Here is a 24,187-nt window from a genome sequence, read left to right on the forward strand (position 1 = left end):
GAGAGTAGCCATTTATGCATAATATAAAGACGAGGAGTATTTTGCGTTGGAAATAAATGGAGGTTGATACGATGGGCGTACCCACTTTTTTGGAGACAGGCCATATGCAAGAAGGTTTTCCCATTCGGGTAATTCATACAGGCAATCAGTTCAATTATGCTGCACACTGGCATGATGAGGTTGAACTGGTTCTCGTCAATGGTAAGAGCGCCAGAATTGGTGTGAACGACCACGTGTGTGAGTTGGAAAAAGGGGATGTGCTGGTGATCAAACCAGGGGATGTGCACTGCTTTTTGCCGGGGACCGAACATTTGACCATTATCTTGTTCCGACTCGAATTGTTAACTGGGAGTTTCACGACCGTAGCCGAAATTCAGGATCTCGGACAACTTTTCAACAAAACAACAGTTATTCCCTCGAATACGGGAAGTCAGAGCAATCTGACTCAATATATAGATGACATCATTATCGAGAAGAAAAATCAGAAGCCGGGATACCGATGGTTAATGGTATCCAGATTGTATGATCTGATCATACTTTTATTACGTACAAAAGTACCGGTTACCACCGATGAATCTTCATCTTCAGGATGGGCATGTACTTCCTCCAAAAAATTTGGATTCCTTGAATCGGTCTGTGAATACCTGGAGGAGCACTATGCTGAGCCCATTAAGCTGGAACAGGTGGCGGAACATATTAAATTCAGCAAGTTCCATGTCTGCAAACTGTTCAAAGAGATCAAGGGAGTAACACTGATGGAATACTTGAATCATTTTCGAATTATCAAATCCGAGTGGGCCTTATTGTTCCGTCAGGATACGATTCTGGAGATTGCGATCGGACACGGATTTAACAATGTTAACTCCTATAATCGTCTTTTCAAAAAATATAATGACTGCACACCCTCCGAATTTCGTAAGAAACATCGTACGAATATCACAAAATATGGAGGGTAATGCACAATATTTGTGGAGAAAGCCCTCTCCAAAATCAATATACTCTAATAAATTGTAAGCGTTTCCTTTTTGAAGGAGGGGGCCTATGAAGAAGTGGTTTAAGCCAACTATTGTATTTGTATGTGCAGCGATGTTGGTAGCTGGTTGTCAGTTCAGTCCATCGAATCAAACCAAGCAACAAGAGATTACCGTGTGGAGTTTTACGGATGAAGCAGGGTACGCCATCGAGAAATTCGAACAGAAATATCCTGACATTAAAGTGAACTTTGTCAACATCCCCGGTAATTTCTATATCACCAAGCTGAAATCTGCGCTACAGACAACCTCGAAGGCTCCAGATGTATTTATGATTGAAAATGCGAATATTCGAGAGCTGATTGACGTTCCATATCTGGAGAATCTATCCGCTTCGCCGTATAACGCCAATGAACTTATCCAGGAACAATATGCTTTTGTTCAGGCCAATGAACAGGACAGTGAAGGAAATGTCAGAGCGATAGGTTATCAGGGAACACCAGGGGGCATCTACTATCGTCGGGATCTGGCGAAGAAATATCTTGGCACCGATGATCCTGAGCAGGTGGGTTCACAGATCGATACATGGGAGAAGATCTTCGAGATTGGAGAGAAGGTACAGCAACTTAGCGGGAATAAAGTACATGCATTGGCGAATTGGAATGCTATATCGAATTCATATGATGGTATACCTTGGGTGAAGGACGGCAAACTCGTCATCGATCCAACCTATTTGGAAGTGCTCGATCTTGTACGTGAAGCACGTGAGCGGAATGTACTTGCCGAGTATGAAGATGGAAGTGCAGGTTACGCTGCATCCATGCAAAAAGGAGAGGTCATGTTTTATCCCGGGGCAACCTGGGCACTGCAATATACGTTCAAGGCAAACGCCCCGGATACCGAAGGCATGTGGGGCTTGGCTCAGGGACCGTCAGCGTTTAGTGCAGGCGGAACTTATATAGCGATGTATAGTAAAAGTGACAAAAAAGATCTCGCCTGGAAGTTTATCGAGTTCTATAACTTTAACCACGACTTTCTGTCGGAGTTAGCGAAAGAGCAGGATTATTTCACTAGCAACATGGTTGTGAATGATGAACTTGCCCCGTCTCTCTCATCGTCCTATTTGGGAGGACAGAAGCATTTTGAGTTTTTCTCGGAGGCTGCAAAACGGGTACCTGTATACGAACGCACCAAATATGATGCCACGATTAACAATGATATCTACAAGATTGTACTCCAGTTATATCTCAATAAGGACATACAGACCAAGGAAGAAGTCGTAAAGCGAATCAAACGTGATGTCACCTTGAGATTTCCGGAGCTGGAAGTGGATTAGCTTATAAGCGAGCGAATGAATATACACATCCGATGATAACTGGGGGGATAGAACATGTTTGCCAAAACGATTCGCAAGGACCATTACGGCTACTACTTCATTGCTCCGTTTTTTATTATTTTCACCATTTTTGGGCTTTATCCCATTTTATATTCGCTCTATATCAGTTTCACCAACTTTGATGGAATCACGACACCTGATTTTGTAGGGATCGGTAACTACGTTGCCGTACTACAAGACCCGTTGTTCTACAAAACTTTGTTTAATACGTTATTCATCTGGGGCGTATCTGTAGTTCCACAGCTCACAATCTCACTTGTGTTGGCTTTTATCTTGAATGATAAGCTGCTCAAAGGACGGGACTTTTTCAGAGCCGTATACTTTTTTCCCAACATCGTTACGGCTGCATCACTTGGATTGCTTGTCAGCTTGATTTTTGACTGGCAGTCTGGCGGACTGAATCATTTTTTGGTGCAGACCGGCATAATACAAGATCCAATTAACTGGAAAAATGATCCCTGGTTCATGCGTCTAATTGTATCATCCATTCTGTTTTTCCAATACTTTGGCTATTCCATGGTCATCTACTTAGCTGGTCTTCAGGGTATTGACCCTTCTCTGCTGGAGGCTGCCCAGATGGATGGAGCGAAAAAGAAACATATTTTCATTCATATCATCGTGCCGATGCTCCGTCCAATTATTCTGTTTCAGATGATCACATCCATAATTGGGGGCATTCAAATTTTCGATCAGCCATTTACATTAACCAATGGCAACGGTGGTCCTGACCGGGCAGCCATGACAAGCATTATGTATCTCTATAATGTCGCATTTCAGAGCACTCGTTTTGGTTATGGAGCTGCAATTGCATTTTGTCTGTTTATTATCATCATACTGTTGTCCGTTGCATCCTTCATCATGACCAAGCGGAAGAGCCGTTCATAGGGAGGGGAGTTCTCATGCAAACTGCAAAATCAGTTGAACAACCAAATGCAGCGATTCAGCAATATGCCACCACTAGGCGACTGACGGCAGGCAAGATCATCATTTATCTGTTGCTGATTGGTCTAGCGGTACTCTGTATTATTCCATTCTATCTGATGCTCATCTATTCCACACATAATAATGCAACGATTGCTTCGACGTTTACATTTCTCCCCGGATCATTCTTGATTGATAACTATATGAACATGGTATCCAAAATCAACATATGGCGTGGGTTTGCCAACAGCATATTTATTGCCGGAACCTCGACCGTATTATCTCTGTATATTGGGGCCTTAACTGCGTATGGATTTGCCAAATTTAAATTCAAAGGACGAAACGGGTTGTTCCTGTTTCTGTTAGCAACCATGATGGTACCGGGTCAACTGGCTCTAATTGGCGTATATCGACTATTCAGCATGATGGGACTTCTGGATAGTTATGCCGCAATTATTTTGCCTGCTGCGGCTAACGCGTTTAATGTATTTTTTATCAAACAGTTCATGGAGAGCAGCATCCCGGATGAGATTATTGAATCTGCGCGGGTGGACAGTGCCGGTGAGTTCCGGACGTTCAATCAGATTGTACTGCCTATTCTGGGGCCGGCGATCGCCGCCCTTGGCATATTCACGTTTATCGGATCATGGAATAATTTCCTGACACCGCTGGTGCTATTTTTCTCCCTGGATAAATATCCGCTTCCGGTATTGGTTGCGCTAGTGCAGGGGTACTATGGAATGGATTATGGGCTTTTGTATTTGGGTGTAGCGATCTCAATCCTGCCTATTATTATTGTATTCTCTATATTTTCCAAACAGATTATTGGGAGTGTTGCTCTGGGTGCCGTGAAAGGATAGCGATAAATAGAAAATAGGGAATTGCAAAGAGTAAGATCAACGGATTCATAGGAATGAATAGTGTTCTATATCATCAGAGTCGCTCATGAGGGCGGCTTTTTTGGCATTCTATATTTTGCGTATATATCCCATCTGATAAGTAAAGGATACCTTTAACTGAGAATATCTGGACGGAGTGTTTACGGAAAGGGGAGGCGTCATGGACACATCAGCGATAACACAACAGGACCTGCCATTAACCGGACAACTTGTTATTGATCAAGAAATGTTACGCTCCGTTTTTGCGGGTTGCTCGGACGTTGTATTTCATACATTCCAAACCGCGTGTCTTACTTCAGCATTATGCGTATATTGTGTTGGTGTATGCGATACGGAGCGGCTGGAGAGACAGGTACTAACCCCCATTCAGGAAATGGGGATCAAAGCTGCGCAAGTTCCGCTAGCTTCTGTTAAGCAAGTTGAAACGACTACTCAGGCAGTGCAGGCCATATTTGAAGGAGAAGCTCTTTTACTGCTGGACGGTTCAATAGGCGGAACTACATACCCTCTATACCAAGCTGCAAATCGTTCAACGGAAGAACCGTTAGCTGAATCGACCGTGCGTGGTGCACGGGATGGGTTCACAGAATCATTGACCATGAATATGTCTTTACTGCGCAAACGTCTCAAGACACCTGCACTGAAGATTCATACACGTAACATGGGAGATCGTACAAACACCAGTATTTCACTTGTATACATGGAGGGGATTATTGACCCCAAACTTGTTAAGGAAGTGGAGACACGACTTGCCGATTTAAAGCTCCGAGACGTACTGGAGAGTCAGTACATTGAAGAAGGCATTGTTGACCAGCGATATTCACCATTTCCACAGATGATTGCGACGGAACGCCCGGATGTCGTTGTTTCCAACTTGTTGGAAGGTCGGTTTGCTATTCTCGTTGACGGAACGCCGTTTACCCTTATCGCACCAGTAACCATTTTTTCCATGTTACAATCCCCCGAAGATTATTATCAAAATGTGTTCATGAGTGTTTTTGTACGCTGGCTGCGATATATTTTTTTTGTTTTATCCATGTTGCTTCCATCGGCTTATGTAGCAATTACGACGTTTCATCAAGAGATGATTCCTACCGTATTACTTCTCAGCATTGCTCGGGCGAGAGAAGAGATCCCTTTTCCTGCCCTGGTGGAAGCGCTCATTATGGAAATTGCCTTTGAAGCATTGCGTGAGGCTGGTGTCCGATTGCCCAAGCAGGTCGGATCAGCGGTCAGTATCGTGGGCGCCTTAATTATTGGGCAAGCGGCGACGAGTGCCGGAATTGTCTCAGCCCCCATGATTATCATTGTCGCGATTACCGGTATCGCTTCTTTCATGATACCCCGCTATGCTGCCAGCATCGCGACTCGTCTACTACGTTTTCCCATGATGTTTCTGGCAGGAACGTTGGGACTCACGGGTGTCATGTTGGGAGTCATCTTGGTTGTCATTCATCTAAGCAGTCTTCGTTCATTTGGAACACCTTATCTCTCACCGGTAGCACCTACGATGGCTAAGGAACTTAAGGATGTATGGTGGCGTCCATCCCCAAGGAACAAACCACACTAGAACAATCTACATTTCGAGCAAACAAGGGAGCGGGATTACATATGTTGACTGACAAAGGGAAAATATCGGTGACTCAATTGGCATTTATGGTCTTTCCCGCCATTCTCGCGACGGCTATCTTGTCTGTGCCTGGAATTACAATGCACTATGCAGGACATGACATGTGGATGACCCCAATTATAGGTTCGATCGTTGGGTTGGCTGCCATTGGTATTTCCGTTGGACTTGATCGTCTGTACCCTGGAAAAACACTCATTCAATCCAGTGTATTGATTATTGGTCGGATTCCGGGCAAGTTATTTGGCCTGATATATATCGCTTTTTTGCCACACTTGACGGGCTTGATTATTCGGGAATACGGTGAATTCATTGTCAATAATGCACTTCCGCGTACACCTTTGTTTGTTGTGATGGGTACGATGGTTGTTGTATGTGCGATTAATGTCAGACTCGGGATCGAAGTTGTCGGACGAACCGCTCAGGTGTTTGTTACCCTGCTGATCGTACTGCTGGCTTTGATCTTTATATTATTGATTGGTGAACTGAATCCTGCCGAGCTGTTTCCTTTTATGGAGAAGGGTCCAATTCCCATTATTACGGGGGCTGCTGCACCTGCTGCATGGTTTAGTGAATATATCGTGTTGGCTTTTCTACTACCTTATGTGAATGAAAAAAAACGAATAACCCGGGTCATGCTGGGTTCCCTTGTGTTTACAACAACTGCAATGACAGTTACCAATCTGTTTTGCCTGTTTTTAATTGGTGATTTGACGGATACATTTGTATTTCCGGTCATGATCGCAGCAAGATACATAACCATTGCGGACTTTTTGCAGCATATCGAATCCCTTATTATTGCTATCTGGATTTTTGGTATTTTCGTTAAAATTTCCGTTTTTCTATATATCTTTGCTACATCAACCGCGGAATGGTTTGGTTTGCGAGACTACAAACCTGTGGTTGGTCCACTTTCGTTCCTGTGCATGGTATTTGCTTACTGGGTTGTGTCCGGTGGATCCGGTGTTTCCAGTTTGGTTAGCGCTTCAGCCAACTTGTATACGATCAGCATTTTATTAATCCTTCCGGCTATGATCTACGGTGTCGCATGGCTGAAGAAAGGGTGGGCACATTTTCGGAAGAATCGAGCGAACACCTGATTGATGGGGGAGGAGCACTTGCGAATATATAGAGTACTACTAATGCCAATATTGTGTTGTGTGCTTTTAAGTGGATGCTGGGATCGTATCGAGATTAACGATTTGGCTATCGTGCTGGCTACAGGGATAGATTATGAAGATGGCAAAGTACAATTGACTTCACAGATTTTTATTCCGCGAAAGGCGAGTGCAGGAGATAGCAGTGGGAGTGGAGGCAGTCCAAGCGGGGTAACAATGATTCGAACGGCGGAAGGACGTACAATTGCCGAGGCATTGAATCGGTTACAACGTAAAGTTCCCCGGAATATGTTCTGGGGCCACTGTGAAGTCATAATCATTAGTGAGCAAGCCGGCAAACGCGGTATCCGTGAGTATATCGATTTCTTCCTGCGGTACCCTCAGTTCAGGGAGCATGCATATGTCTTTTCCAGCGAAAAGGCTGCGAAAGATATCCTTGCGTTACTTGATCCACTGGAGCGAAGTTCTGCTGAATCGTTGCGTGAGATGGCCAATCTGAAGTTAGGTACACGTGTTACTGCGCTTGAACTGGCTAAATCTATTGAAGGTCCGAGCAGTTCCGCCATTTTGTCTCGCATGTTAATCTTACCCCCGGAGCCCGATCAGGATAAACTGACGACTACGCCATATGTGAAAGGTCTGAGTATGTACAAGAAGGATCGTTATGTCAAGACGGTCAAAGAACCACTAAGCGTAGGTGTATTACTACTTGCAAAAGAACTGAACAACATTATCATGCCTGTTGAGTTTGAGCCGTCAAAGGGTTCTTTTTCGATAAGACTCATTGAAAATAAAACCTCCTTGAAGCCGCGAATTGTAAACCAACAGTGGAGTATGAAGGTCGACATCCAAATCAGGGGAGAAGTAGTGTTAAATACAACAGATTCCAATCTGACTGATCCTGCTGTATTAACTAAACTGGAAAAGGAATGGTCGGCTAAGCTCACATCTTTGGCTCATGATGCTTTAGACATGTCGCAGAAGGAGCTACGCTCCGATTTCTTCAAATTCGCAGTTGAATTCCGCAGATATTATCCGCATCAATGGAAGGCGCAGGAGAAGAACTGGGAAACCATCTATCCTGAATTGGACGTTGAAGTCAAAGTAGATGCACACGTAGAACGTACCGGAAAATCAACAGGACCACAGGGGATACCTGATGAGGACGAAAGTTGAACAGAATCGGCTACTGTACAAACCTGAGAAGAGAGGTGATTGCATGAAACTAGGCTCAATCCTTGGGATTTTGATACTGGCGACTGTGATAGTTTATGCAGAGTGGAAGAGTAGCAAAGAGAAGCGAGCCAGAATAGTGAGCGCGGGAATTACTGCAGTGGCGGCAGTAATTGGGATCATTCTTCTCTTTCAGCCCCGTTTGCCTGGTCCTACCCAGTTTGTGAAGCTTATCTTTGGAAGTGTGGATAAATTTATGAAGTGAGATGATGGGAAAAAGAAGGACCAAGTCTCTGCGTACCAGAGGTGTGGTCCTTCTTTTATTTAAGTGAGCTGCATCCAGTCAGAAAGTTTACTCTTTGATCACAGAAACATTCACGGCATCTTCCATCTTTGTATTGTAGGAACGGAACAGACCCAGACGCCAGAAGGCAGCTCCTTTGAGGTCATAACGTTTGGTGAGACCCAGCTTATCATCAACAGAGGAGGGCGTTTCACTGCTTAAACTGATACCAAGCAGAAGCTTACTCTTTGGGACACCGGCCTGTATGGCTAATTGAATCGCCTGATCCACAAGACTATTTGGCTCAGGTACCTGAGATTTGGTGCCAACCGGATTATACTGATAGGCCATAATGATAAGATCATCTGCAATAGAGGCAAGTGTCTTGTAATCATAACCTTTATAAGCACTATTTAGCGGCGGTACCGCCAGAGATAAAGCTGTGTCCTGAGGTAAGGAACTCTTTAATTGTTTCACGTAAGCATTGAGCAACTTCTGTTGTTCTACCGCATCCAGTTTAAAGCCCAGTCCTTCAAAATCCAGAACAACTCCGCCAAAACCATGCTCTGCGACAGCAGCAGTTATACCTTCAATCGATTTCTGCCGCAGGCTGCTGTCGCTCAGAACTTTGGTCAGTTCGCCGTTTCCGTCCAATGCATACACCATGAGCTGTGGTTGGATCTTCTGATCTGCTGCGTCAGCAACGATGGACTGCGGTGTAATATCACCCGCAGCAGCAGGGAGACGGTATTCATCCCCTTGGAGCGTGAACTGACCTTCACGATCAATGCGGCTCCAGCCAAAGGCTACGGAATTCATGGAAGTAATAAGGTCCTTTTCTTGAAAGGATTGCAACGCATAGAAGGCTCTCAAGTGCATCTCGCGTTGTGGGGAGACAAGGGAGACCGTCTTGGTTGCCTGATTCCAGCTTACTTGTACACCGAATTGGTTACTGAACGAACTTAGTGGGATAAGTACGCGGCCCTCCCGCTGAACGGGTGCTGCTGCGAGTGTAACTTTTTTTCCATTTACGGTCGCTGTGGTGTTGCCAACTTGTAATAGTACCTCGGTAGTTTGTCCTTTCACAGTGTTCGTCGCTTCTACAGTCTGTGATTTGCTGTTCCAGATAATATCAATACCTAGGGCTTCCCCGACTGTCCGAAACGGAACGTAAGTGACACCTCTATCAATACGTGGAGCTGCATCAAATTTCAGGGGAACATCATCCAATTGAACTGAAATGGCTGGGGCAGCATAGACTCCACCGATATTGGGGGTACTTCCAAGAATAGAGAGAGCAATTACAGTAACCGCAGCGATTTTTCCTGCTCTTTTAATAAGCATCGTTTGTGTCCTCCAACTCCGTACATAATAGTAAATTATATTTTATAACCATATCTAGTAATCTAGCATATGTATCATAACAAAATTTTCATATCGTTCCAATATAAGAGTCTGGAATATAGTCGTATATACCATATCGCTCTTTAATAGATTCTTCCGACCATAGTAAAATTAAATTAAACTCTGTTGAGCTAATGGTAAGAAGTCCAAACATAATAGTACGCTACGAATATACTATCCTATCCCAACATTAGGAGGTAGATTGATGAGCACATTTCTGGATGCAAGAACATCTCAAAATGCCAGTTTGGCCAACTCAATAGCTATTCCAATATTAGTCCTGAACACTCCACAGCTCTTTGGCCAAATCGGTTTGCAAACTGCCGGAGCAGGAGCAAATCCCAGAGTTCAATTTAAAGGGACGGTTTCTGTACAATTACCTTTAGCTCTTGCGGGCATAACGATTACCGTTGTAAGAGGTACTTTAGCAACGGACCCGGTTATTTACTCCGCAACGTCCACATTTGGTTTGAGTGTATTGGCACCACAAGTCATTACATTCTCTGGAAATGATTTTAATCCACCGATTTTACCACAATTAACTTACACTGCTTTTGTAAGCTCCAACGTGCTGGGAACAATCCGTGTTGGTCCCGAGAATTTTGATGGATTTGTGGTCTCTGATTAATAGCTCTCTCTAAAAATAGTGATGTTAATCGTAAAAACGACCCCATATCTCTAATCTACGGGAAACCGATTAGAGGTATGGGGTTATACGTGTTTTATCAATCTGAAACGACAAATCCGTCGAAACTCTCGGGGCCCACCCGAGTAGTACCGAGCAGGTTTGTGCTGATAAATGCGGTATAGGTTAATTGGGGCATGAGCGGTGGGTTATAGTCAGTGGCAGTGAAGACAATCACTTCAGGGTTAAGCAGACCATTCAGACCATATGTGTGGTTTCCCGAGTATACTATTGGGTCGGTCGCGATTGTTCCTCTTACCACAGTAATACTCACTATAAAAAGTGCACGCGGCAATTGCACCGTGATGGTCCCTTTTAATGAAACTCTTAGATTGTTTCCGGCTCCAGCAGTTATGAGACCAATCTGGCCGAATAATTGGGGGGTTAAAATCACTGGAATCGGTATGGAGATGGAATTAAACAAGGCGGCATTTTGGGATGTCCGTGCATCTAGAAATTGCGTCAATGTATATACCTCCTATCTTTCTAAGATAGAATAATATATTCATTATTCAGATATTCGCATGGACGGTGGGTGCAGTGCTGGAAATATTAAAGACAAACTGACTACCCAAATCACTGGAATCTTTAAGCCATACAACGCCACCCATTAATTCTGCGAGTTGTTTACAGATGGACAGGCCCAGCCCCGCTCCGCCATACTTTCCTGAATTACCATGAATCTGGGAGTAGGATTTGAACAACAGATCCTGACGATCCTGCGGGATGCCGATGCCCGTATCCTGTATTTCGTAGGATGCATGGAGATTACCTTCTGTATCAGCAGATACCTCAGTAGAGATGCATACTTCCCCTTTCTCCGTAAACTTAAGCGCATTTCCAACGAGATTGATTAAAATCTGACGAACTTTGTGCTGATCGCCCATAAGCATCAGATGATCATTAATATTATATTCTGCGTACAACCTAATTCCTTTTTTCTGCGCTTCAGAAGAGAATAATTGTAATACATGTTCAACTGTTTCAGTGACACTATAGGGTTTGATCTCCAGAGAGATCGCACCAGCTTCTGCTTTGGAGTAATCCAGGATCTGATCCATCATCGACAGAAGGCTGGCGCCACTTGACTCAATGACATTAACATATAACGATTGATCCTCACTTAGCCTGGTCGATTGCAATAGATTGGCCATTGCAAGAACACCATTCATTGGCGTCCTGATTTCGTGGCTGAGAACGGCCAGCAAATTTTTCTTTTCTTCAAGCACTTTTGCAGCGGTCTCTTCCGCCTGTTTTAACTGTTGCAGAGTTGTTTCCATCTCAAGAAGACTCGTGAAAAAGGAAGACAAGGAGAGAAGCAGATCCACGTCCTTTTGTTGATAGGAATAGAAATCCTGATCAAATGAGCAAAGGGAGCCGTAAATTTCTCCGTTCTCATTATGTATGGGCACACCGACAAATGAACATCCACCTACGAATTCGGTTGCGTCCATATGTCTGGTTAATGGATGTGTTAGATTATTATTGATTACTAACGGGCCTTCGGAATGTTCAGTCACAAGTGCACAGTATGACTCGGCGTTATCAACGACCAGCCCCTCACCCAGAATTAGTTTGTCACGATTATATACGTTCAGAACCTTGGTGGATAGATGATCCAACTGGGCAATACAAAACGTATTTGCAGGAATTAACCTGCTTGCCGTGTCCATGACATTAGCAGCCGAATCATATAATTTATGTGAGACAATGGATAGTACATCAATGAATTCTGTTTTTAACATATTGATTTGACTCCTCCTGATTGTAGAAATTCGTTGTGCACTGTATTCAGTATATATGAATTCGAAGAATCGATCATGTATGGTTTTGACAGTGGAAGACGGAAATGAGAAAATATAATGCTGTGTAACATGTATATATTAATAAAGTTTTGGAGGCAAATCAATGAATCAGCGTTTTCGAATTACCCGATCCATGCAAGATAGTAATGCCGAGCAATCCATCTCGCTGGAAGAGTGCAAACTCTACTTCGAATCCCAACCCGATTTTACCTATTCACCGATTCTTAACATTGTAGGAGCTGAGAGCACCATGACCATCGAGGGGGACTTTTTTATGTGGGACCTTGAGGGTGCACAGATTGCTTTTCGTTTGTACATGGGGGATCTGTATGTAGCTATTTCGAACGAAGCTATTGTACCCAAAATGATTGAGATTGCAACGGATCTACGTGCAGATATCGTTGAAGGATAAAAAGTAGAGCACTAGAGTTTGATAAAAATGTAAGGATGTTAGTTGTAGTTTACTCTAGACATTCCTGTAAAAATGAGACTAAAGATTCATTTATATTCCATATGTTAGATTGTAATATATGGAATATAAAACATTTTACAGGAGGGTAATGAAGTGAAAAAGACCAAATTAATACTTGTTGTATTCATGAGTATGATCCTTGCCTTATCGGTAACTGGCATAGGATCGAGTTCAAAGGCTTCTGCAGCTACGGCACGTACACCCATTGTATTGGTACATGGATTGACCGGTTCAGATAGCAATTTTACAGCAATTGAGAGTTATTTGCGTAGCCAAGGGTGGACAAGAGACGAATTATTCGCGATTGACCTTCCTAGCAAACAAGGAAACCAGCTGTTGAATTCCGCAGCAATTAGTCGATTCGTAGATGATGTTCTGCGCCAAACGGGTCATACAAAAGTCAATATTATAGCTCATAGCATGGGTGGAGCTAATAGTCTCTATTACATAATTAACCGTGGAGGCGATTCCAAAGTGGATAAGTTGATTACCCTTGGCGGGGCTAATCGATTGACCACAACGACAGCTCCAAGTGGAATAAAGGTGACTTCGATCTATTCCACCAGTGACACGATTGTGTCTCCGGTACTTTCCCGGTTGAACGGGGCAAACAACGTTTCGGTTTCCCTCGTATCCCATATCGGTCTGCTGTTTAACTCACGAGTGAATGCCCTGATCAAAACTGCGTTGAACGAGTAGCTGAACATACAAAATGTGCATTCTTCATAATGTACTGAATGATTGACTTGAACACGACTGGCCATTTTTGGGCAGTCGTGTTTTCGTATTACCCGGAAATGGCTCGCTGAGGTAAGATTTATAATTAGCTACATCCGTTCTATAATTAGAAATCAGAATAAAAATGGAACAAGTTAAGGAGTCTGTATACATGCAACCTCAACCGAATGATCGGATTAAAGTTCATCCAGGCTTTTGGGCTGGATTACATCAATTAGGGATTGGTGCTGATGACATCGCTCGCACAGCACAACTATCTCTTGAGACAATAAATAAACCAGTAGTGACCCAATCTCAATACTTTGCAATCTGGCAGGCGTACTCTGATCTCATTGGGGACACCGCCGAGGGCATCATTAAACTTGCAACCGGATATGAGATATCGAAGTATCCTCCGCCTGTACTGGCAATGTATCATGCTCGTGATTATCGTGATGCGTTGAATCGCATGGTGCGTTACAAGCAAATGTGTCCTCCCGAGAGTTTGCAGATTACTGAAGCAGGGGAGGAATGGTTCATTGAACTCGAATGGTTACATAAGGGGCAACAAGGTCCGCCATTACTGGTCGGTATTACGCTGGCATTTCTAATCGAACTTGGACGAAGGGGCACAGGACAGCCTTTGACTGCAAAAAGGGTTGAGTTCTCCCAACCGATGGGTGACGTAGCCACCCTTGAGGCCTACTTCGGCTGCCGAGTCGATACGAATTCCAACTATAATCGGCTGACGCTAGAACGGAAAGATCTGAGACTTCCATTTCTATCGTATAACGAAGAGTTACTGGAGATTCTGACCCCGGCTCTGGATCGGTCGCTGGACGAACAAGAGAGCAATCGTTCCGTTACTGAAGTGGTCAAATGGATTATGAAACGCAGCCTCACAGGAAAGCGCCCTGACATCCAGACGGTCGCCAAAGAGCTTCGCATGAGTGATCGTACTTTGCAGCGGCGACTGACGGAGGAGAACACAAACTTCAAGCAATTATTAACAGAGGCTAGACGTGAGCAGGCCCGAGAGTACCTTGCAGATCCTTCACTCGATATCAAAGAAGTGGCATTTCTGGTTGGATATGAAGATCAGAATTCATTCTATCGTGCTTTCAAGACCTGGGAAGGGGATACACCTTCAAATTGGCGTGTGAGGCAATAATTCTGGCGCAAAGTGCTAGTTACTAGGCCCTTCAGACTGCGTAATATTATATCTATCCGGTGCATGAAGCTGTTGGCAATGTTCAAGAAGCACCTGCCGGATAGTTGTAATCAAGAAGGAGAAATGCAGGATGGATATGGGGCTAAAAGAGAAAATAGCATTAGTTACAGGATCAACAAAAGGAATCGGTAAAGCAATTGCCATGGAGCTCGCCAGAGAAGGTGTTCATGTTCTGATTAATGGACGCAATGATGAAGAGGTGGAACGAACCGTTCGCGAAATCAAGTCTACTTTTCCGGAGACCTCTCCGCAAAAGGCCACGGCTGATCTTGTGGATCTGGAGCAAAGACAAGCTTTATTTGAGAAGTTCCCTGAGGTTGATATTTTAGTGAATAGCATGGGCATATATGAGATCATGAGTTATGAAGACGTGAACGATGAAGTGTGGGAGAAATATTTCCGTACCAATGTGATGGCTGCCAATGGCTTGTCTCAATTTTATTTACCTAAAATGGTGAAGAATAATGACGGACGTATTATATTTATCGCGAGTGAAGAAGCTCTTATGCCCTCAGGCCAGATGCCCCAATATTGCATGACCAAATCAATGTTGCTGTCATTATCCAAAAGTTTGTCCAAACTGACAGCAGGAACTGAAGTTACGATCAATACGATCCTGCCAGGTCCAACACTGTCCGAGAATGTGCGTGATATCATTGAGAGCATATACCCTGATGAGTCGCTGACTTTCGAGGAAAAAGAGAAAGATTTTATGAAGAGCAATCTGCCTCAGTCTGAATTGCAGCTATTCATCAAGCCAAGTGAAATCGGCAGACTCGCAGCTTTTGTATGCAGTCCGTATGCTTCAGCTTTTAGAGGCTCTCCCATCCGTATGGACGGAGGCATGGTTCCCACCATATTTTAAATTTGTTCAGGATACAGCATATGTAACCATAAGAAGTCGCCAGTATTGGCGACTTTTTTATTTGTAAATGATCTATGCGAGGGGCGTCAATCGAGTTTATAATACAGGTATGATTTTCGAAAACGGTTTCTGTTACTTGGAAGCGATTACTTGTATCGATTATATGAATCTAAAAGGGGACACTATCATGATAGCTGCAATAAATCTGGAAGGCATATGGAAACTCCAACTCGATGAACATAAGGTGGAACGTGGTCTGAATTTCTCAGACGTTATTACATTGCCAAATACTACATCTCATGCGGCCAAGGGGAAGAAAAACGAGAATGTGTTAATCGGTGCGCTGACGGATGAGTACTTATTTGAGGGTTATGCCTGGTTTTCACGAGAGATTGAAATTCCCGAACACTTGGCTGGCAAACGTTGCTTCTTGCATTTGGAACGAACACGAGTAACCACAGTTTGGATCGATGGGGTGGAATGCGGAACACAAAACAGTCTAAACACACCTCACCGTTACGAGATTGAGGCAGGGCTATCCGCTGGGACTCATACAATTACCATTCGAGTGGACAATACCAATTATCCAACCAAAGGTGGTCACCTTACATCCGAAGACACGCAGACGAATTGGAACGGCATCACCGGGAAATTGGAACTTCAATTTTTCGAGCGTGTTTTCCTGGATAATGTTCAGGTCTATCCCGATCTTGCGACTCGATCTTTCGAGATCAAGGCAGCACTTGTTGGTGACCTGCAAGAAGTACGAATCGTGGTTTCGGCTGTTGCAGTCAGTGCAGATCCGGTGTATACGACCGAGGAACAGATTTTCGCCCCGGATTCGCAGGAAATCCAGCTGACGTACAAGATTGGCGAAGATGCGATGTTATGGAGTGATGATGAACCTAACCTGTACCAACTTCATATTCAGCTGCAAGATCAGGACGGCGAAGTGCTGGATTCCACCGAAGTATGGACGGGATTACGGGAATTCCGGGCTGCTGGAGACAAATTCACCATTAATGGTCGCAAAACGTTTCTTCGAGGCAAACATGACGGGCTGATCTTTCCGCTCACGGGATACGCGCCAACCGATGTGAATGAATGGGTTCGCATTCTCGCTATCTCCAAGTCCTACGGTATCAATCACTACCGTTTCCATACCTGTTGTCCTCCGGAGGCTGCTTTTATTGCAGCGGATCTGCTCGGCATCTACATGGAACCTGAGCTTCCGTTCTGGGGAACCATTACGGATGAATCTTCGGATGGGCATAATCAAGCCGAGCAGGATTACTTGATTAGCGAAGGATTTGCGATGCTGCGTGCTTTTGGTAATCATCCTTCGTTTGTCATGATGTCCATGGGGAATGAACTATGGGGAAGCAAGGACAGATTGAATTCGATCCTGAAGGCATACAAAGCATATGATCCTCGTCATCTATACACCGAAGGTTCGAATAACTTTCAGTTTGTGCCGGACATTCTGGAGGAAAGTGAATTTTTCTGCGGGGTTCGTTTCTCCAAAGAGCGTCTGTTCAGAGGTTCATATGCGATGTGTGATGCTCCGCTCGGTCACGTGCAGACCGACTTGCCAAATACGTTGAAAGATTACGATTCGAACATTGTGCCGACGCAAGGCAGCGATGCTGATCCTTCTGGGCAAACGGCAAACAAAGAGATTCAGATTCAATATGGGACAGGTTCCAAAACAGTGCAGGCCGAAGCCGGAAGTGAGCAACTTGTCTCACACGTACCGATCATCTCGCATGAAATTGGACAGTACGCCACGTTTCCTAATTTCGAGGAGATCAACAAGTATACGGGTTCTCTCAAAGCGAAAAACTTCGAAGTGTTTCAAGAGCGTCTGGAAGCCAAAGGCTTGGGACATCTGGCGGAAGCATACTTCAGAGCTTCTGGTAAACTCGCGGTCGCATGTTACAAGGAAGAACTGGAAGCTGCTTTTCGTTCGCAGCACCTAGCCGGGTTCCAGCTGCTGGATCTTCAGGATTTCAGCGGTCAGGGAACAGCGCTGGTGGGTGTACTGGACGCATTCATGAATTCCAAAGGCATGATTACACCTGAGGAGTGGAGAACGTTTTGTTCCGACGCTGTGTTGTTGGCGAGATTCCCCAAATATAATTATCAAGCGGGTGAATTGTTCGAAGCACGCATTGAACTAAGTTACTTCCGGAGACAAGCGTTGGATGGACTTCAATTGAAGTGGGAACTTCAAAGCGAGCAGATCGGAGGCAGCATCCTTTTGGAAGGGAAAGCAGACCTGCCAGCGACCCATGGAGAACATTATGTGAATATCGCGGATCTCAGCATTCGCATTCCTGAAGTCTCCAATATGACCAAAGTGGAGCTTAGACTGTCCATTCCGGGCACGGATATCCGTAAGTCTTACGACCTGTGGATCTACCCGAGTCAGGAGGAAGTGGACCTGAGCGGTTTGAATCTATTTACCGAACTCTCGGAACAGGCGTTGGCGCTGCTTGAGCAGGGCGAGGATATTTTACTTTTCCCAAATCCCAATCAGCTTCAACATGCGATGCAAGGTTTCTATAGCACCGATTTCTGGTCTTATCCTATGTTTCGTTCCATCTCGGAGAATATGAAAAGAGAAGTTCCTGTGGGCACAATGGGCTTGTTAATTCAACAGGAACATCCGGCCTTCGAACATTTTGTCACAGAGGAGCACTCAACTTATCCGTGGTGGAGCATCGTGTCCGAGTCGTCATCGATCATCTTGGATGAGTTGGATAAAGACTTGAATCCGATCGTGCAGACCATTGACAATTTTGAGCGAAACCACAAGCTCGGCCTGTTGATGGAGTGTCGGGTCCGGAAGGGGAGAGTGCTGATGGGAGCGCTGAATCTGGAGCGTCTGATGACTACATTGGAGGGCAGACAGTTGTTATACAGCTTCCAGCGTTATGTACAAAGTTCCGCTTACCAGCCAGTTGCACGTCTGGAAGTAGAGGAACTTTGCAAGTTGTTTAACTAAGATATAGGGAGAAGAAGTGTCAGGTTTCCCTTAATTATGCCAATGAGCCCCTTCCGCGAATGGAAGGGGCTGTATGACACGCAGATTGAATCGGTTTATTCTCCCATTAAGCGTTAAATGAACCTGCACTTTTTAGGATTACATTCCAATCTTCTTCTTCAAAAAGTATGTTTTCTTTATCCTCTGTTACCCCGATCCGGACCTCAAGGATCACCATCCTGGTTTCAGCCAGAATAGAAAAGAGACTCTCCTTGGTAATCGCGAACTGATTGCCCATACTCACTTGCATGACCTTTCCGTTGACGAGCACTTGCCCACTGCCTGCAAGCACGGTCCAAGCTCTACACCCACTTCTATGCCAGTTCAACCCGATATGTTTGCCCGGTAGAACTGTTATGTTTAATGTGGTTACTGTTCTATTCTCACCTTCTAACGAACTCTCAATGACACGATAACTGCCCCAGGTTGCTTCACCATACATCGGTTTTAATGGCAAGTTACCCAATTGCGCTTTAATTTCATTTGCATTATTTTTGTTGGCAATGAGAATGCCATCCGGACTTGCGGCAGCGATAATACCTGGCACACCAATGACTTGGATGGGGTAGGGAAGCTCGTTAATAATATAGGAATCGGAGGAAGAACCCGAGATTCCACCGTGTCCGATTACATGGGTATCTAACTGTGCGCACAGCGTATCCCAGCTTCCGATATCCTGCCATACTCCCGTATAGGGTAGTACTGCGGCCCGCTGAGCCTTTTCTGCAACATGTTTGTCAAAACTGCGTTCAGGCAACTGCTCATAGAGGGCTAACAGTTGTTCATAATTCACCGGAAGCCCCATTTGTTCAATATGTGACATCATAAACTCGACGGTGAATGCGTACACACCGCAGTTCCATAGTGCCCCACGTTGTAGCAGAGTTTCAGCAATGGTGGCTTTGGGTTTTTCTATAAATTGTGTTATGGGCGCATAAGCATTACGTTCTTCTCCACCCGGCAGGATGTATCCATACTGTTCTGAAGCATGTGTAGGCCTTGTCCCAATTAAAGCGATCTCGGCTTGAGAATGTTTCAATATGTCCGGCAGTAATTGGAAATTGCTGAAAAAATCTTCACCTGCGAACACATCAGCTGGCGCGATACAGATCACATCGTCATCTTTGGCCATTCGGAAGGATTGCAGATATAACGTCGCTAAGGCCGCCGCAGTAAAAGTGCCTCGTTTATAAGGTTCCCCGATGACTGGTATTTTGCCTTGAGTATGTCGTGCCGTAATATTAGCCTGATCCTGATGTGAAATAATGAGTGTTGAATCCGTTAGGGATGAACTGTCAAGCTGGCGGCATACTCTGCTGATCATGGATTCCCTACCTCCAGCGGGTGATGGAAGTATATCTATGAACAGCTTGGAGCGAAGCTCATTGGATAACGGCCAGAGCCTTTTGCCAGAGCCGCCGCACAGCAGTACGATATGCATGGGCTTCCTCCTTAAGCTCAGGGAGCTTTACTATAGATTTTCCGTTTATGAAAGGAAAGAGAACGATATTTAAGAGCCAGATTGCGGATTTGTTGCTCTTTTAACGAAGAAGCGTTCACATTCAGACTTTTATTCTTGGAACTTCTAAGGACCATGCTGCCTGGGTTTTTCGTATACATAAAATTGGCATACGTTTCATACTCGGAGAAACCAAACTGTTTCTTCTTATTGATATTGGAGATGATCGCTTTGTACCATGGCAGCTTATGAACCGCTTCAATTTTCTGTTTTAAGGCAGCGAGTTTCGATTTGTCGAACAGCATATAATGGGTGACAAAAGAGCGGGGACGCGGAGCTTTCATGCCTAACAACTTGCGGTAGGTATTGAAATATTCCGGTTGGCTCCAGTCACGGCAGTAAAAGACTGTTTTTCCTTCTACAAGAAATGAATGAGGTTTAATCAGTACGGTATCTGCATCCATGACTAGAAAGTACTTTGCCTTCACAATGGAATCTCCGTTCATTTTGAGCAGCTGTTGATATAACCAGCCTGACCGATTCCATCGGGAGGACTGGTAATGTATGTCGTTTTTGGTTATAGGCAGGACGGATCGCTCATTAACAAAAATGCAGTTTTTAAGGGAACAGAGTTTTTTGATCTTGGTGCTGACCGGAGAAACAATATATATGCTTCCAATGGGATGTTTTACATAACGGCGAATGTTATCGATGACGAGGGGAAGGGTAGCCAAATCTTTCTCGATCGCTGGTATAAGAACATCAATCTTAGGCGCATTATTCAACCGGATTCCAGGCTGGACAGACATCTTCTCAACTCCTTGCACAAATCGTGATGACTCATTATATGGTATGTGTGCAAAAGTGTTTTGGTCAGGGCATGTGCAAATATACATTTTTACGAATAGGGGCTTTTGTTGAGGGTTCCTTTATCGGTATTACATATAATGCTTGCAGGATCTTGATCAAACAGCAGGCTTTGATGCGGTTGCTGAAGGGAGAGTTTACGACATGGGAGTTGATAAGTTGCAGCCGTTAAGAAGCAAGTGGTTAAAAACAAAATTGATCATTAATAATGAATTAATTAAACCGTTTATCCCCGACACACAGAAATATAACAAAACGAATCTCAAATCCATGATCAGCAAATATGGGATGGTCTATGTCAAACCCGAGAGAGGTACTTTCGGGATGGGGGTTATTAAGGCCGAGATGGAAAGTCAGCAACATTTTGTCTATCAGATCGAGCAAAAACGCCTGACGTTTGACAGCTTTGAATCGTTTTATAACAGTCTGACTCGCTTGGTGAATAAAAGAAGTTATCTGATTCAGAGAGGAATCCATCTTCTTAAGCACAATAACAGACGTTTTGACATCCGAGTTATGATACAGCTAAGCCCGACCAAACATTGGGAAGCTACCGGAATCATCGGCCGACTGGGTCATCCAAAGAAAATCGTAACCAATTATCATAGTGGTGGTACACCGATGGATATTCACAAGCTGCTACAATCACATGCATCCACCAAACGCAGGAATGAACTGGTTCAAGAGATGAATGAGCTTAGCCTGCGCATAGCTCGTCATATGAAAAAAAAGTACCCGCATCTTAAGCAAATTGGTGTGGATATCGGCCTTGACCACAGTCTGAAACCCTGGATTATTGAAGTGAATGTCAAACCTGACCCATATATATTCAATCAATTAAAGGACAAGACGATGTATCGCAAGGTAATACGATATTACCGCCATGCTTTCCCAAAAAAAACAAAATAACAGACCGGTTTTTTCATAGGAATGGATGGAGAAGGTTTCAAGCTCAAGAGTCGTCAATGTGGCGACTTTTTTTGTTGATCTGCGTTTTAGGGTCGGAATAATGCATTTCATCCCAATTCCACTCCGAAACCTATGCTAAAATAGTATATTCGAGAGTGAAATTCAGAGTCGATGTCGATGAAAGGCGGGATGTTCCCCCATGTTCAATATTGCAATCTGTGATGATGAGGAGCAGCAGCGAGAACATGTGAAATCGATGCTGGTCTCCTTATCTCTAAAAACCAATTTTGATTTTCAAATTAGCCTATTCACATCTGGTGAACAGCTGCTCTCGCATTACAGAGAGGTTGGGGATACATTTCATATTCTCATTTTGGATGTGGAGATGGGCGGAATGAACGGGATTCAGACCGCTAAAGAGATCAGGGACATGAAGTTTCTGGATGTACAGATTATGTTCTTGACCAGTTACCCGGAATACATGGTGGAGAGCTTTGATGTCATCACCTTCCAATATCTGATCAAGCCAATTCAGCCGCAAGTTTTCGAGGAAAAGATGATTAAGCTGTGTCAATATTTTCAGGCATTGGACAAAAAGTATGTATTAATCAAATCAGACTATGATGAACTGCTGCTGAAATATGATGATATTCTCTGGATTGAGGTCGTCAAAAGTTTAACGATCAAGAACAAGTTGAATTTTGTGACACAGGAAAATGTACATGAGACCAAAGGCATTTTATCCAGCTACGCTACCGGTTTGAAAGACCATGGTTTCTTGCAGATTCATCGCTCGATTATCATTAACCTGATGCATGTTCAGAAGTTTTCCGGTACCCAAGTCGTCATGTTGAATGGAACGGAATTGCCCATAGGCAGATCCAAGGTCAAAGAAATCAAGGATGCCTACACCAAATATATGATCATGAGGATTCAGTGATATGGATACCTATATGATCTTTTCCATCATCTTTGTGACCTTACTTATGGCATTTCAGGCAAATTTTTATTTTGATTCTGTGCTGGGCAAGTCCAAGCGGAAGCCTCAGAGAGCGCTCTATTTCGTAGTATTTGTTATGCTGGGTTATTTTTATTTGGCATCTTCCTTCTCCGATCTTGTTTCGACTGCTGTTGCCCTGGTATTAATCTTTAGTCTGGCACAGTCCTATGGAGTGGAGTTCAAAATCAAGCTTGTTTTTACCATCCTGTATGCGGTCCTGATTACTATGGCAAATACGATAGCTGTATATATTCTCGGAGTTTTGGAATCAGATTTCATTTCATGGGAACAGTTCAACGGAGAAAACCACTGGATTCTCTCCAAGGTGATGCTGCTTGGTTGCAGCATCATGTTCATTGTTATTCAAGTTGTCCGTCTAGTCGCCAAACGTAGAAGTTTTGCCGTTCATTATCGTTATTATTTGCTGTTTCTTATCGTACCCATTATTACAATCTATCAGATCAATGTGGCCTCCATATATAGTGAAAAAAACATATTCTACGTCTTTTCTGTATTAGGCTCTCTATTTCTCAACGTGTTCATTGTTTATGTATTCGATAATATGGTGGAAAAGGTACAGCTCGTGCATGAAAATGCCGACTTGCAACGTCAGATGGACTACCAGGATGCCAACTATGAGAAGACCGTTCACAGTTTCAAAAACATTAAATCCATCATCCATGATATCAATCAGCAATTTCTGTATATTGATGAATGTATCCAACGTAACGAACTGGCGGCAGCAGGTGACCATATCAAGTCTACGTTAAATACGATTGAAGGTGCATACCAGCGGGTGAACTCCGGCAATCTGGTCATTGATGCTCTCGTTACGAATACCCTGGCTATGGGGCAGGCAAACGGGATCAAAATCGACACCAAAATCCAGCTCCACTCGCAACATGTCCAGATTGATCGGTACGATCTGTGTGTGGTGCTGGGTAACATGCTCGATAATGCAATTGAGGCCTCCAAGAAGGTTAGACAGGCCGAGGATCGATACATCCTGATTGCCATTCACTCCACATCATCTGCACTTGTCATCCAGATTATGAATCATGTGGAGCAACCGATTGTTGACTTGAAAAGTGACAAGCCCAATCCGGAGTACCATGGGATCGGTCTAACCAATATATCGAGAATGTGCGAGAAATATGGTGGACATATGAGTATTGAGCATCAGCATCGGAAGTTTAACAACATGGTTGTGCTTCCGTTTCACACCGACAATCCCTGAACATACCGTTCGGGGATTGTTTTTTTCCATTCAGGGTCCGTTTGCGTTCGATCTGCCTCTTACCGGATATGATGAATTCATTCATAAGAACATTTGAGGGAG

21 protein-coding genes are annotated in these 24,187 nt (G+C 44.1%); 16 read left to right on the forward strand and 5 right to left on the reverse strand.

What is annotated here, in order from left to right; translation table 11 throughout:
* Positions 1-71 precede the first annotated feature (71 nt).
* The 7 genes from MKY44_RS12710 to MKY44_RS12740 all read left to right on the forward strand — a co-directional run bounded on the left by MKY44_RS12710 (position 72) and on the right by MKY44_RS12740 (position 8,108).
* Positions 72-956 (forward strand): AraC family transcriptional regulator, encoded by an 885-nt coding sequence (locus tag MKY44_RS12710; RefSeq protein WP_341007339.1) that lies wholly within the window; start codon positions 72-74, stop codon positions 954-956.
* 85 nt (positions 957-1,041) lie between these two features.
* Positions 1,042-2,307 carry an ABC transporter substrate-binding protein gene (locus tag MKY44_RS12715; protein ID WP_341007340.1) on the forward strand — a complete coding sequence of 422 codons (1,266 nt, stop codon included), beginning with the start codon at positions 1,042-1,044 and terminating at the stop codon, positions 2,305-2,307.
* 54 nt (positions 2,308-2,361) lie between these two features.
* On the forward strand, positions 2,362-3,252 hold the full coding sequence (locus MKY44_RS12720) for a carbohydrate ABC transporter permease (protein ID WP_091016465.1): 891 nt from the start codon (positions 2,362-2,364) through the stop codon (positions 3,250-3,252).
* Between the two features lie 14 nt (positions 3,253-3,266).
* Positions 3,267-4,148, forward strand: a complete 882-nt coding sequence (locus tag MKY44_RS12725) for a carbohydrate ABC transporter permease (RefSeq protein WP_341007341.1) — start codon at positions 3,267-3,269, stop codon at positions 4,146-4,148.
* 199 nt (positions 4,149-4,347) lie between these two features.
* A complete protein-coding gene (locus MKY44_RS12730; protein WP_341007342.1) occupies positions 4,348-5,757 on the forward strand; it encodes a spore germination protein in 1,410 nt (469 codons plus the stop codon).
* Positions 5,758-5,798: 41 nt separating this feature from the next.
* Positions 5,799-6,914 (forward strand): GerAB/ArcD/ProY family transporter, encoded by a 1,116-nt coding sequence (locus MKY44_RS12735; protein ID WP_341007343.1) that lies wholly within the window; start codon positions 5,799-5,801, stop codon positions 6,912-6,914.
* Positions 6,915-6,932: 18 nt separating this feature from the next.
* Positions 6,933-8,108 (forward strand): Ger(x)C family spore germination protein, encoded by a 1,176-nt coding sequence (locus MKY44_RS12740; RefSeq protein ID WP_341007344.1) that lies wholly within the window; start codon positions 6,933-6,935, stop codon positions 8,106-8,108.
* Positions 8,109-8,457: 349 nt separating this feature from the next.
* Here the strand turns inward: MKY44_RS12740 and MKY44_RS12745 are convergent, their stop codons facing one another.
* The gene (locus MKY44_RS12745; RefSeq protein WP_341007345.1) at positions 8,458-9,732 is read right to left on the reverse strand and encodes a stalk domain-containing protein; all 1,275 of its coding nucleotides are present in this window, start codon (positions 9,730-9,732) and stop codon (positions 8,458-8,460) included.
* Positions 9,733-9,997: 265 nt separating this feature from the next.
* On the opposite strand from MKY44_RS12745, the gene MKY44_RS12750 reads away from it, so the two are divergent.
* Positions 9,998-10,420: a hypothetical protein gene (locus MKY44_RS12750; protein ID WP_341007346.1), complete on the forward strand. Its 423-nt coding sequence runs from the start codon at positions 9,998-10,000 to the stop codon at positions 10,418-10,420.
* Between the two features lie 97 nt (positions 10,421-10,517).
* On the opposite strand, the gene MKY44_RS12755 is transcribed toward MKY44_RS12750, so the two are convergent.
* Both MKY44_RS12755 and MKY44_RS12760 read right to left on the reverse strand, forming a co-directional pair.
* The gene (locus tag MKY44_RS12755) at positions 10,518-10,943 is read right to left on the reverse strand and encodes a hypothetical protein (protein WP_341007347.1); all 426 of its coding nucleotides are present in this window, start codon (positions 10,941-10,943) and stop codon (positions 10,518-10,520) included.
* Between the two features lie 46 nt (positions 10,944-10,989).
* Positions 10,990-12,222: a GAF domain-containing sensor histidine kinase gene (locus MKY44_RS12760; protein WP_341007348.1), complete on the reverse strand. Its 1,233-nt coding sequence runs from the start codon at positions 12,220-12,222 to the stop codon at positions 10,990-10,992.
* Positions 12,223-12,385: 163 nt separating this feature from the next.
* On the opposite strand from MKY44_RS12760, the gene MKY44_RS12765 reads away from it, so the two are divergent.
* From MKY44_RS12765 to MKY44_RS12785, 5 genes are all read left to right on the forward strand, one after another.
* Complete coding sequence (locus MKY44_RS12765; RefSeq protein WP_341007349.1) at positions 12,386-12,694, forward strand: hypothetical protein; 309 nt, start codon at positions 12,386-12,388, stop codon at positions 12,692-12,694.
* A 186-nt stretch (positions 12,695-12,880) separates the two neighbouring features.
* Positions 12,881-13,453 carry an esterase/lipase family protein gene (locus MKY44_RS12770; protein WP_341009846.1) on the forward strand — a complete coding sequence of 191 codons (573 nt, stop codon included), beginning with the start codon at positions 12,881-12,883 and terminating at the stop codon, positions 13,451-13,453.
* 190 nt (positions 13,454-13,643) lie between these two features.
* Entirely contained in the window at positions 13,644-14,642 is a 999-nt protein-coding gene (locus tag MKY44_RS12775) for a helix-turn-helix domain-containing protein (protein WP_341007350.1), read from the forward strand.
* Positions 14,643-14,772: 130 nt separating this feature from the next.
* Positions 14,773-15,567: an SDR family NAD(P)-dependent oxidoreductase gene (locus MKY44_RS12780; protein WP_341007351.1), complete on the forward strand. Its 795-nt coding sequence runs from the start codon at positions 14,773-14,775 to the stop codon at positions 15,565-15,567.
* Between the two features lie 187 nt (positions 15,568-15,754).
* Entirely contained in the window at positions 15,755-18,574 is a 2,820-nt protein-coding gene (locus MKY44_RS12785) for a glycoside hydrolase family 2 TIM barrel-domain containing protein (RefSeq protein ID WP_341007352.1), read from the forward strand.
* 106 nt (positions 18,575-18,680) lie between these two features.
* Here MKY44_RS12785 and MKY44_RS12790 read toward each other — a convergent pair whose 3' ends face one another.
* Entirely contained in the window at positions 18,681-20,054 is a 1,374-nt protein-coding gene (locus MKY44_RS12790; protein WP_341007353.1) for a sugar phosphate nucleotidyltransferase, read from the reverse strand.
* A gap of 17 nt (positions 20,055-20,071) precedes the next feature.
* The gene (locus tag MKY44_RS12795; protein WP_341007354.1) at positions 20,072-20,881 is read right to left on the reverse strand and encodes a DUF6492 family protein; all 810 of its coding nucleotides are present in this window, start codon (positions 20,879-20,881) and stop codon (positions 20,072-20,074) included.
* 202 nt (positions 20,882-21,083) lie between these two features.
* Between MKY44_RS12795 and MKY44_RS12800 the strand changes: the two genes are divergently transcribed.
* The 3 genes from MKY44_RS12800 (at position 21,084) to MKY44_RS12810 (ending at position 24,085) form a co-directional block, all read left to right on the forward strand.
* Positions 21,084-21,848 carry a YheC/YheD family protein gene (locus MKY44_RS12800; RefSeq protein WP_341007355.1) on the forward strand — a complete coding sequence of 255 codons (765 nt, stop codon included), beginning with the start codon at positions 21,084-21,086 and terminating at the stop codon, positions 21,846-21,848.
* A gap of 199 nt (positions 21,849-22,047) precedes the next feature.
* Complete coding sequence (locus tag MKY44_RS12805) at positions 22,048-22,788, forward strand: LytR/AlgR family response regulator transcription factor (protein ID WP_341007356.1); 741 nt, start codon at positions 22,048-22,050, stop codon at positions 22,786-22,788.
* Position 22,789: 1 nt separating this feature from the next.
* Positions 22,790-24,085 carry a GHKL domain-containing protein gene (locus MKY44_RS12810; RefSeq protein ID WP_341007357.1) on the forward strand — a complete coding sequence of 432 codons (1,296 nt, stop codon included), beginning with the start codon at positions 22,790-22,792 and terminating at the stop codon, positions 24,083-24,085.
* Positions 24,086-24,187 lie beyond the last annotated feature (102 nt).

This window comes from Paenibacillus sp. FSL R7-0026 (genome assembly GCF_038004485.1).
GTDB lineage: Bacteria > Bacillota > Bacilli > Paenibacillales > Paenibacillaceae > Paenibacillus > Paenibacillus xylanexedens_A.

Coding starts and splice junctions, on each gene's coding strand:
- MKY44_RS12745 (WP_341007345.1), bottom strand. CDS start 9,732: ATGCTTATTAAAAGAGCAGGAAAAATCGCTGCGGTTACTGTAATTGCT.
- MKY44_RS12720 (WP_091016465.1), top strand. CDS start 2,362: ATGTTTGCCAAAACGATTCGCAAGGACCATTACGGCTACTACTTCATT.
- MKY44_RS12715 (WP_341007340.1), top strand. CDS start 1,042: ATGAAGAAGTGGTTTAAGCCAACTATTGTATTTGTATGTGCAGCGATG.
- MKY44_RS12765 (WP_341007349.1), top strand. CDS start 12,386: ATGAATCAGCGTTTTCGAATTACCCGATCCATGCAAGATAGTAATGCC.
- MKY44_RS12785 (WP_341007352.1), top strand. CDS start 15,755: ATGATAGCTGCAATAAATCTGGAAGGCATATGGAAACTCCAACTCGAT.
- MKY44_RS12750 (WP_341007346.1), top strand. CDS start 9,998: ATGAGCACATTTCTGGATGCAAGAACATCTCAAAATGCCAGTTTGGCC.
- MKY44_RS12775 (WP_341007350.1), top strand. CDS start 13,644: ATGCAACCTCAACCGAATGATCGGATTAAAGTTCATCCAGGCTTTTGG.
- MKY44_RS12795 (WP_341007354.1), bottom strand. CDS start 20,881: ATGTCTGTCCAGCCTGGAATCCGGTTGAATAATGCGCCTAAGATTGAT.
- MKY44_RS12790 (WP_341007353.1), bottom strand. CDS start 20,054: ATGCATATCGTACTGCTGTGCGGCGGCTCTGGCAAAAGGCTCTGGCCG.
- MKY44_RS12710 (WP_341007339.1), top strand. CDS start 72: ATGGGCGTACCCACTTTTTTGGAGACAGGCCATATGCAAGAAGGTTTT.
- MKY44_RS12780 (WP_341007351.1), top strand. CDS start 14,773: ATGGATATGGGGCTAAAAGAGAAAATAGCATTAGTTACAGGATCAACA.
- MKY44_RS12735 (WP_341007343.1), top strand. CDS start 5,799: ATGTTGACTGACAAAGGGAAAATATCGGTGACTCAATTGGCATTTATG.
- MKY44_RS12800 (WP_341007355.1), top strand. CDS start 21,084: ATGGGAGTTGATAAGTTGCAGCCGTTAAGAAGCAAGTGGTTAAAAACA.
- MKY44_RS12730 (WP_341007342.1), top strand. CDS start 4,348: ATGGACACATCAGCGATAACACAACAGGACCTGCCATTAACCGGACAA.
- MKY44_RS12810 (WP_341007357.1), top strand. CDS start 22,790: ATGGATACCTATATGATCTTTTCCATCATCTTTGTGACCTTACTTATG.
- MKY44_RS12725 (WP_341007341.1), top strand. CDS start 3,267: ATGCAAACTGCAAAATCAGTTGAACAACCAAATGCAGCGATTCAGCAA.
- MKY44_RS12805 (WP_341007356.1), top strand. CDS start 22,048: ATGTTCAATATTGCAATCTGTGATGATGAGGAGCAGCAGCGAGAACAT.
- MKY44_RS12770 (WP_341009846.1), top strand. CDS start 12,881: ATGAGTATGATCCTTGCCTTATCGGTAACTGGCATAGGATCGAGTTCA.
- MKY44_RS12760 (WP_341007348.1), bottom strand. CDS start 12,222: ATGTTAAAAACAGAATTCATTGATGTACTATCCATTGTCTCACATAAA.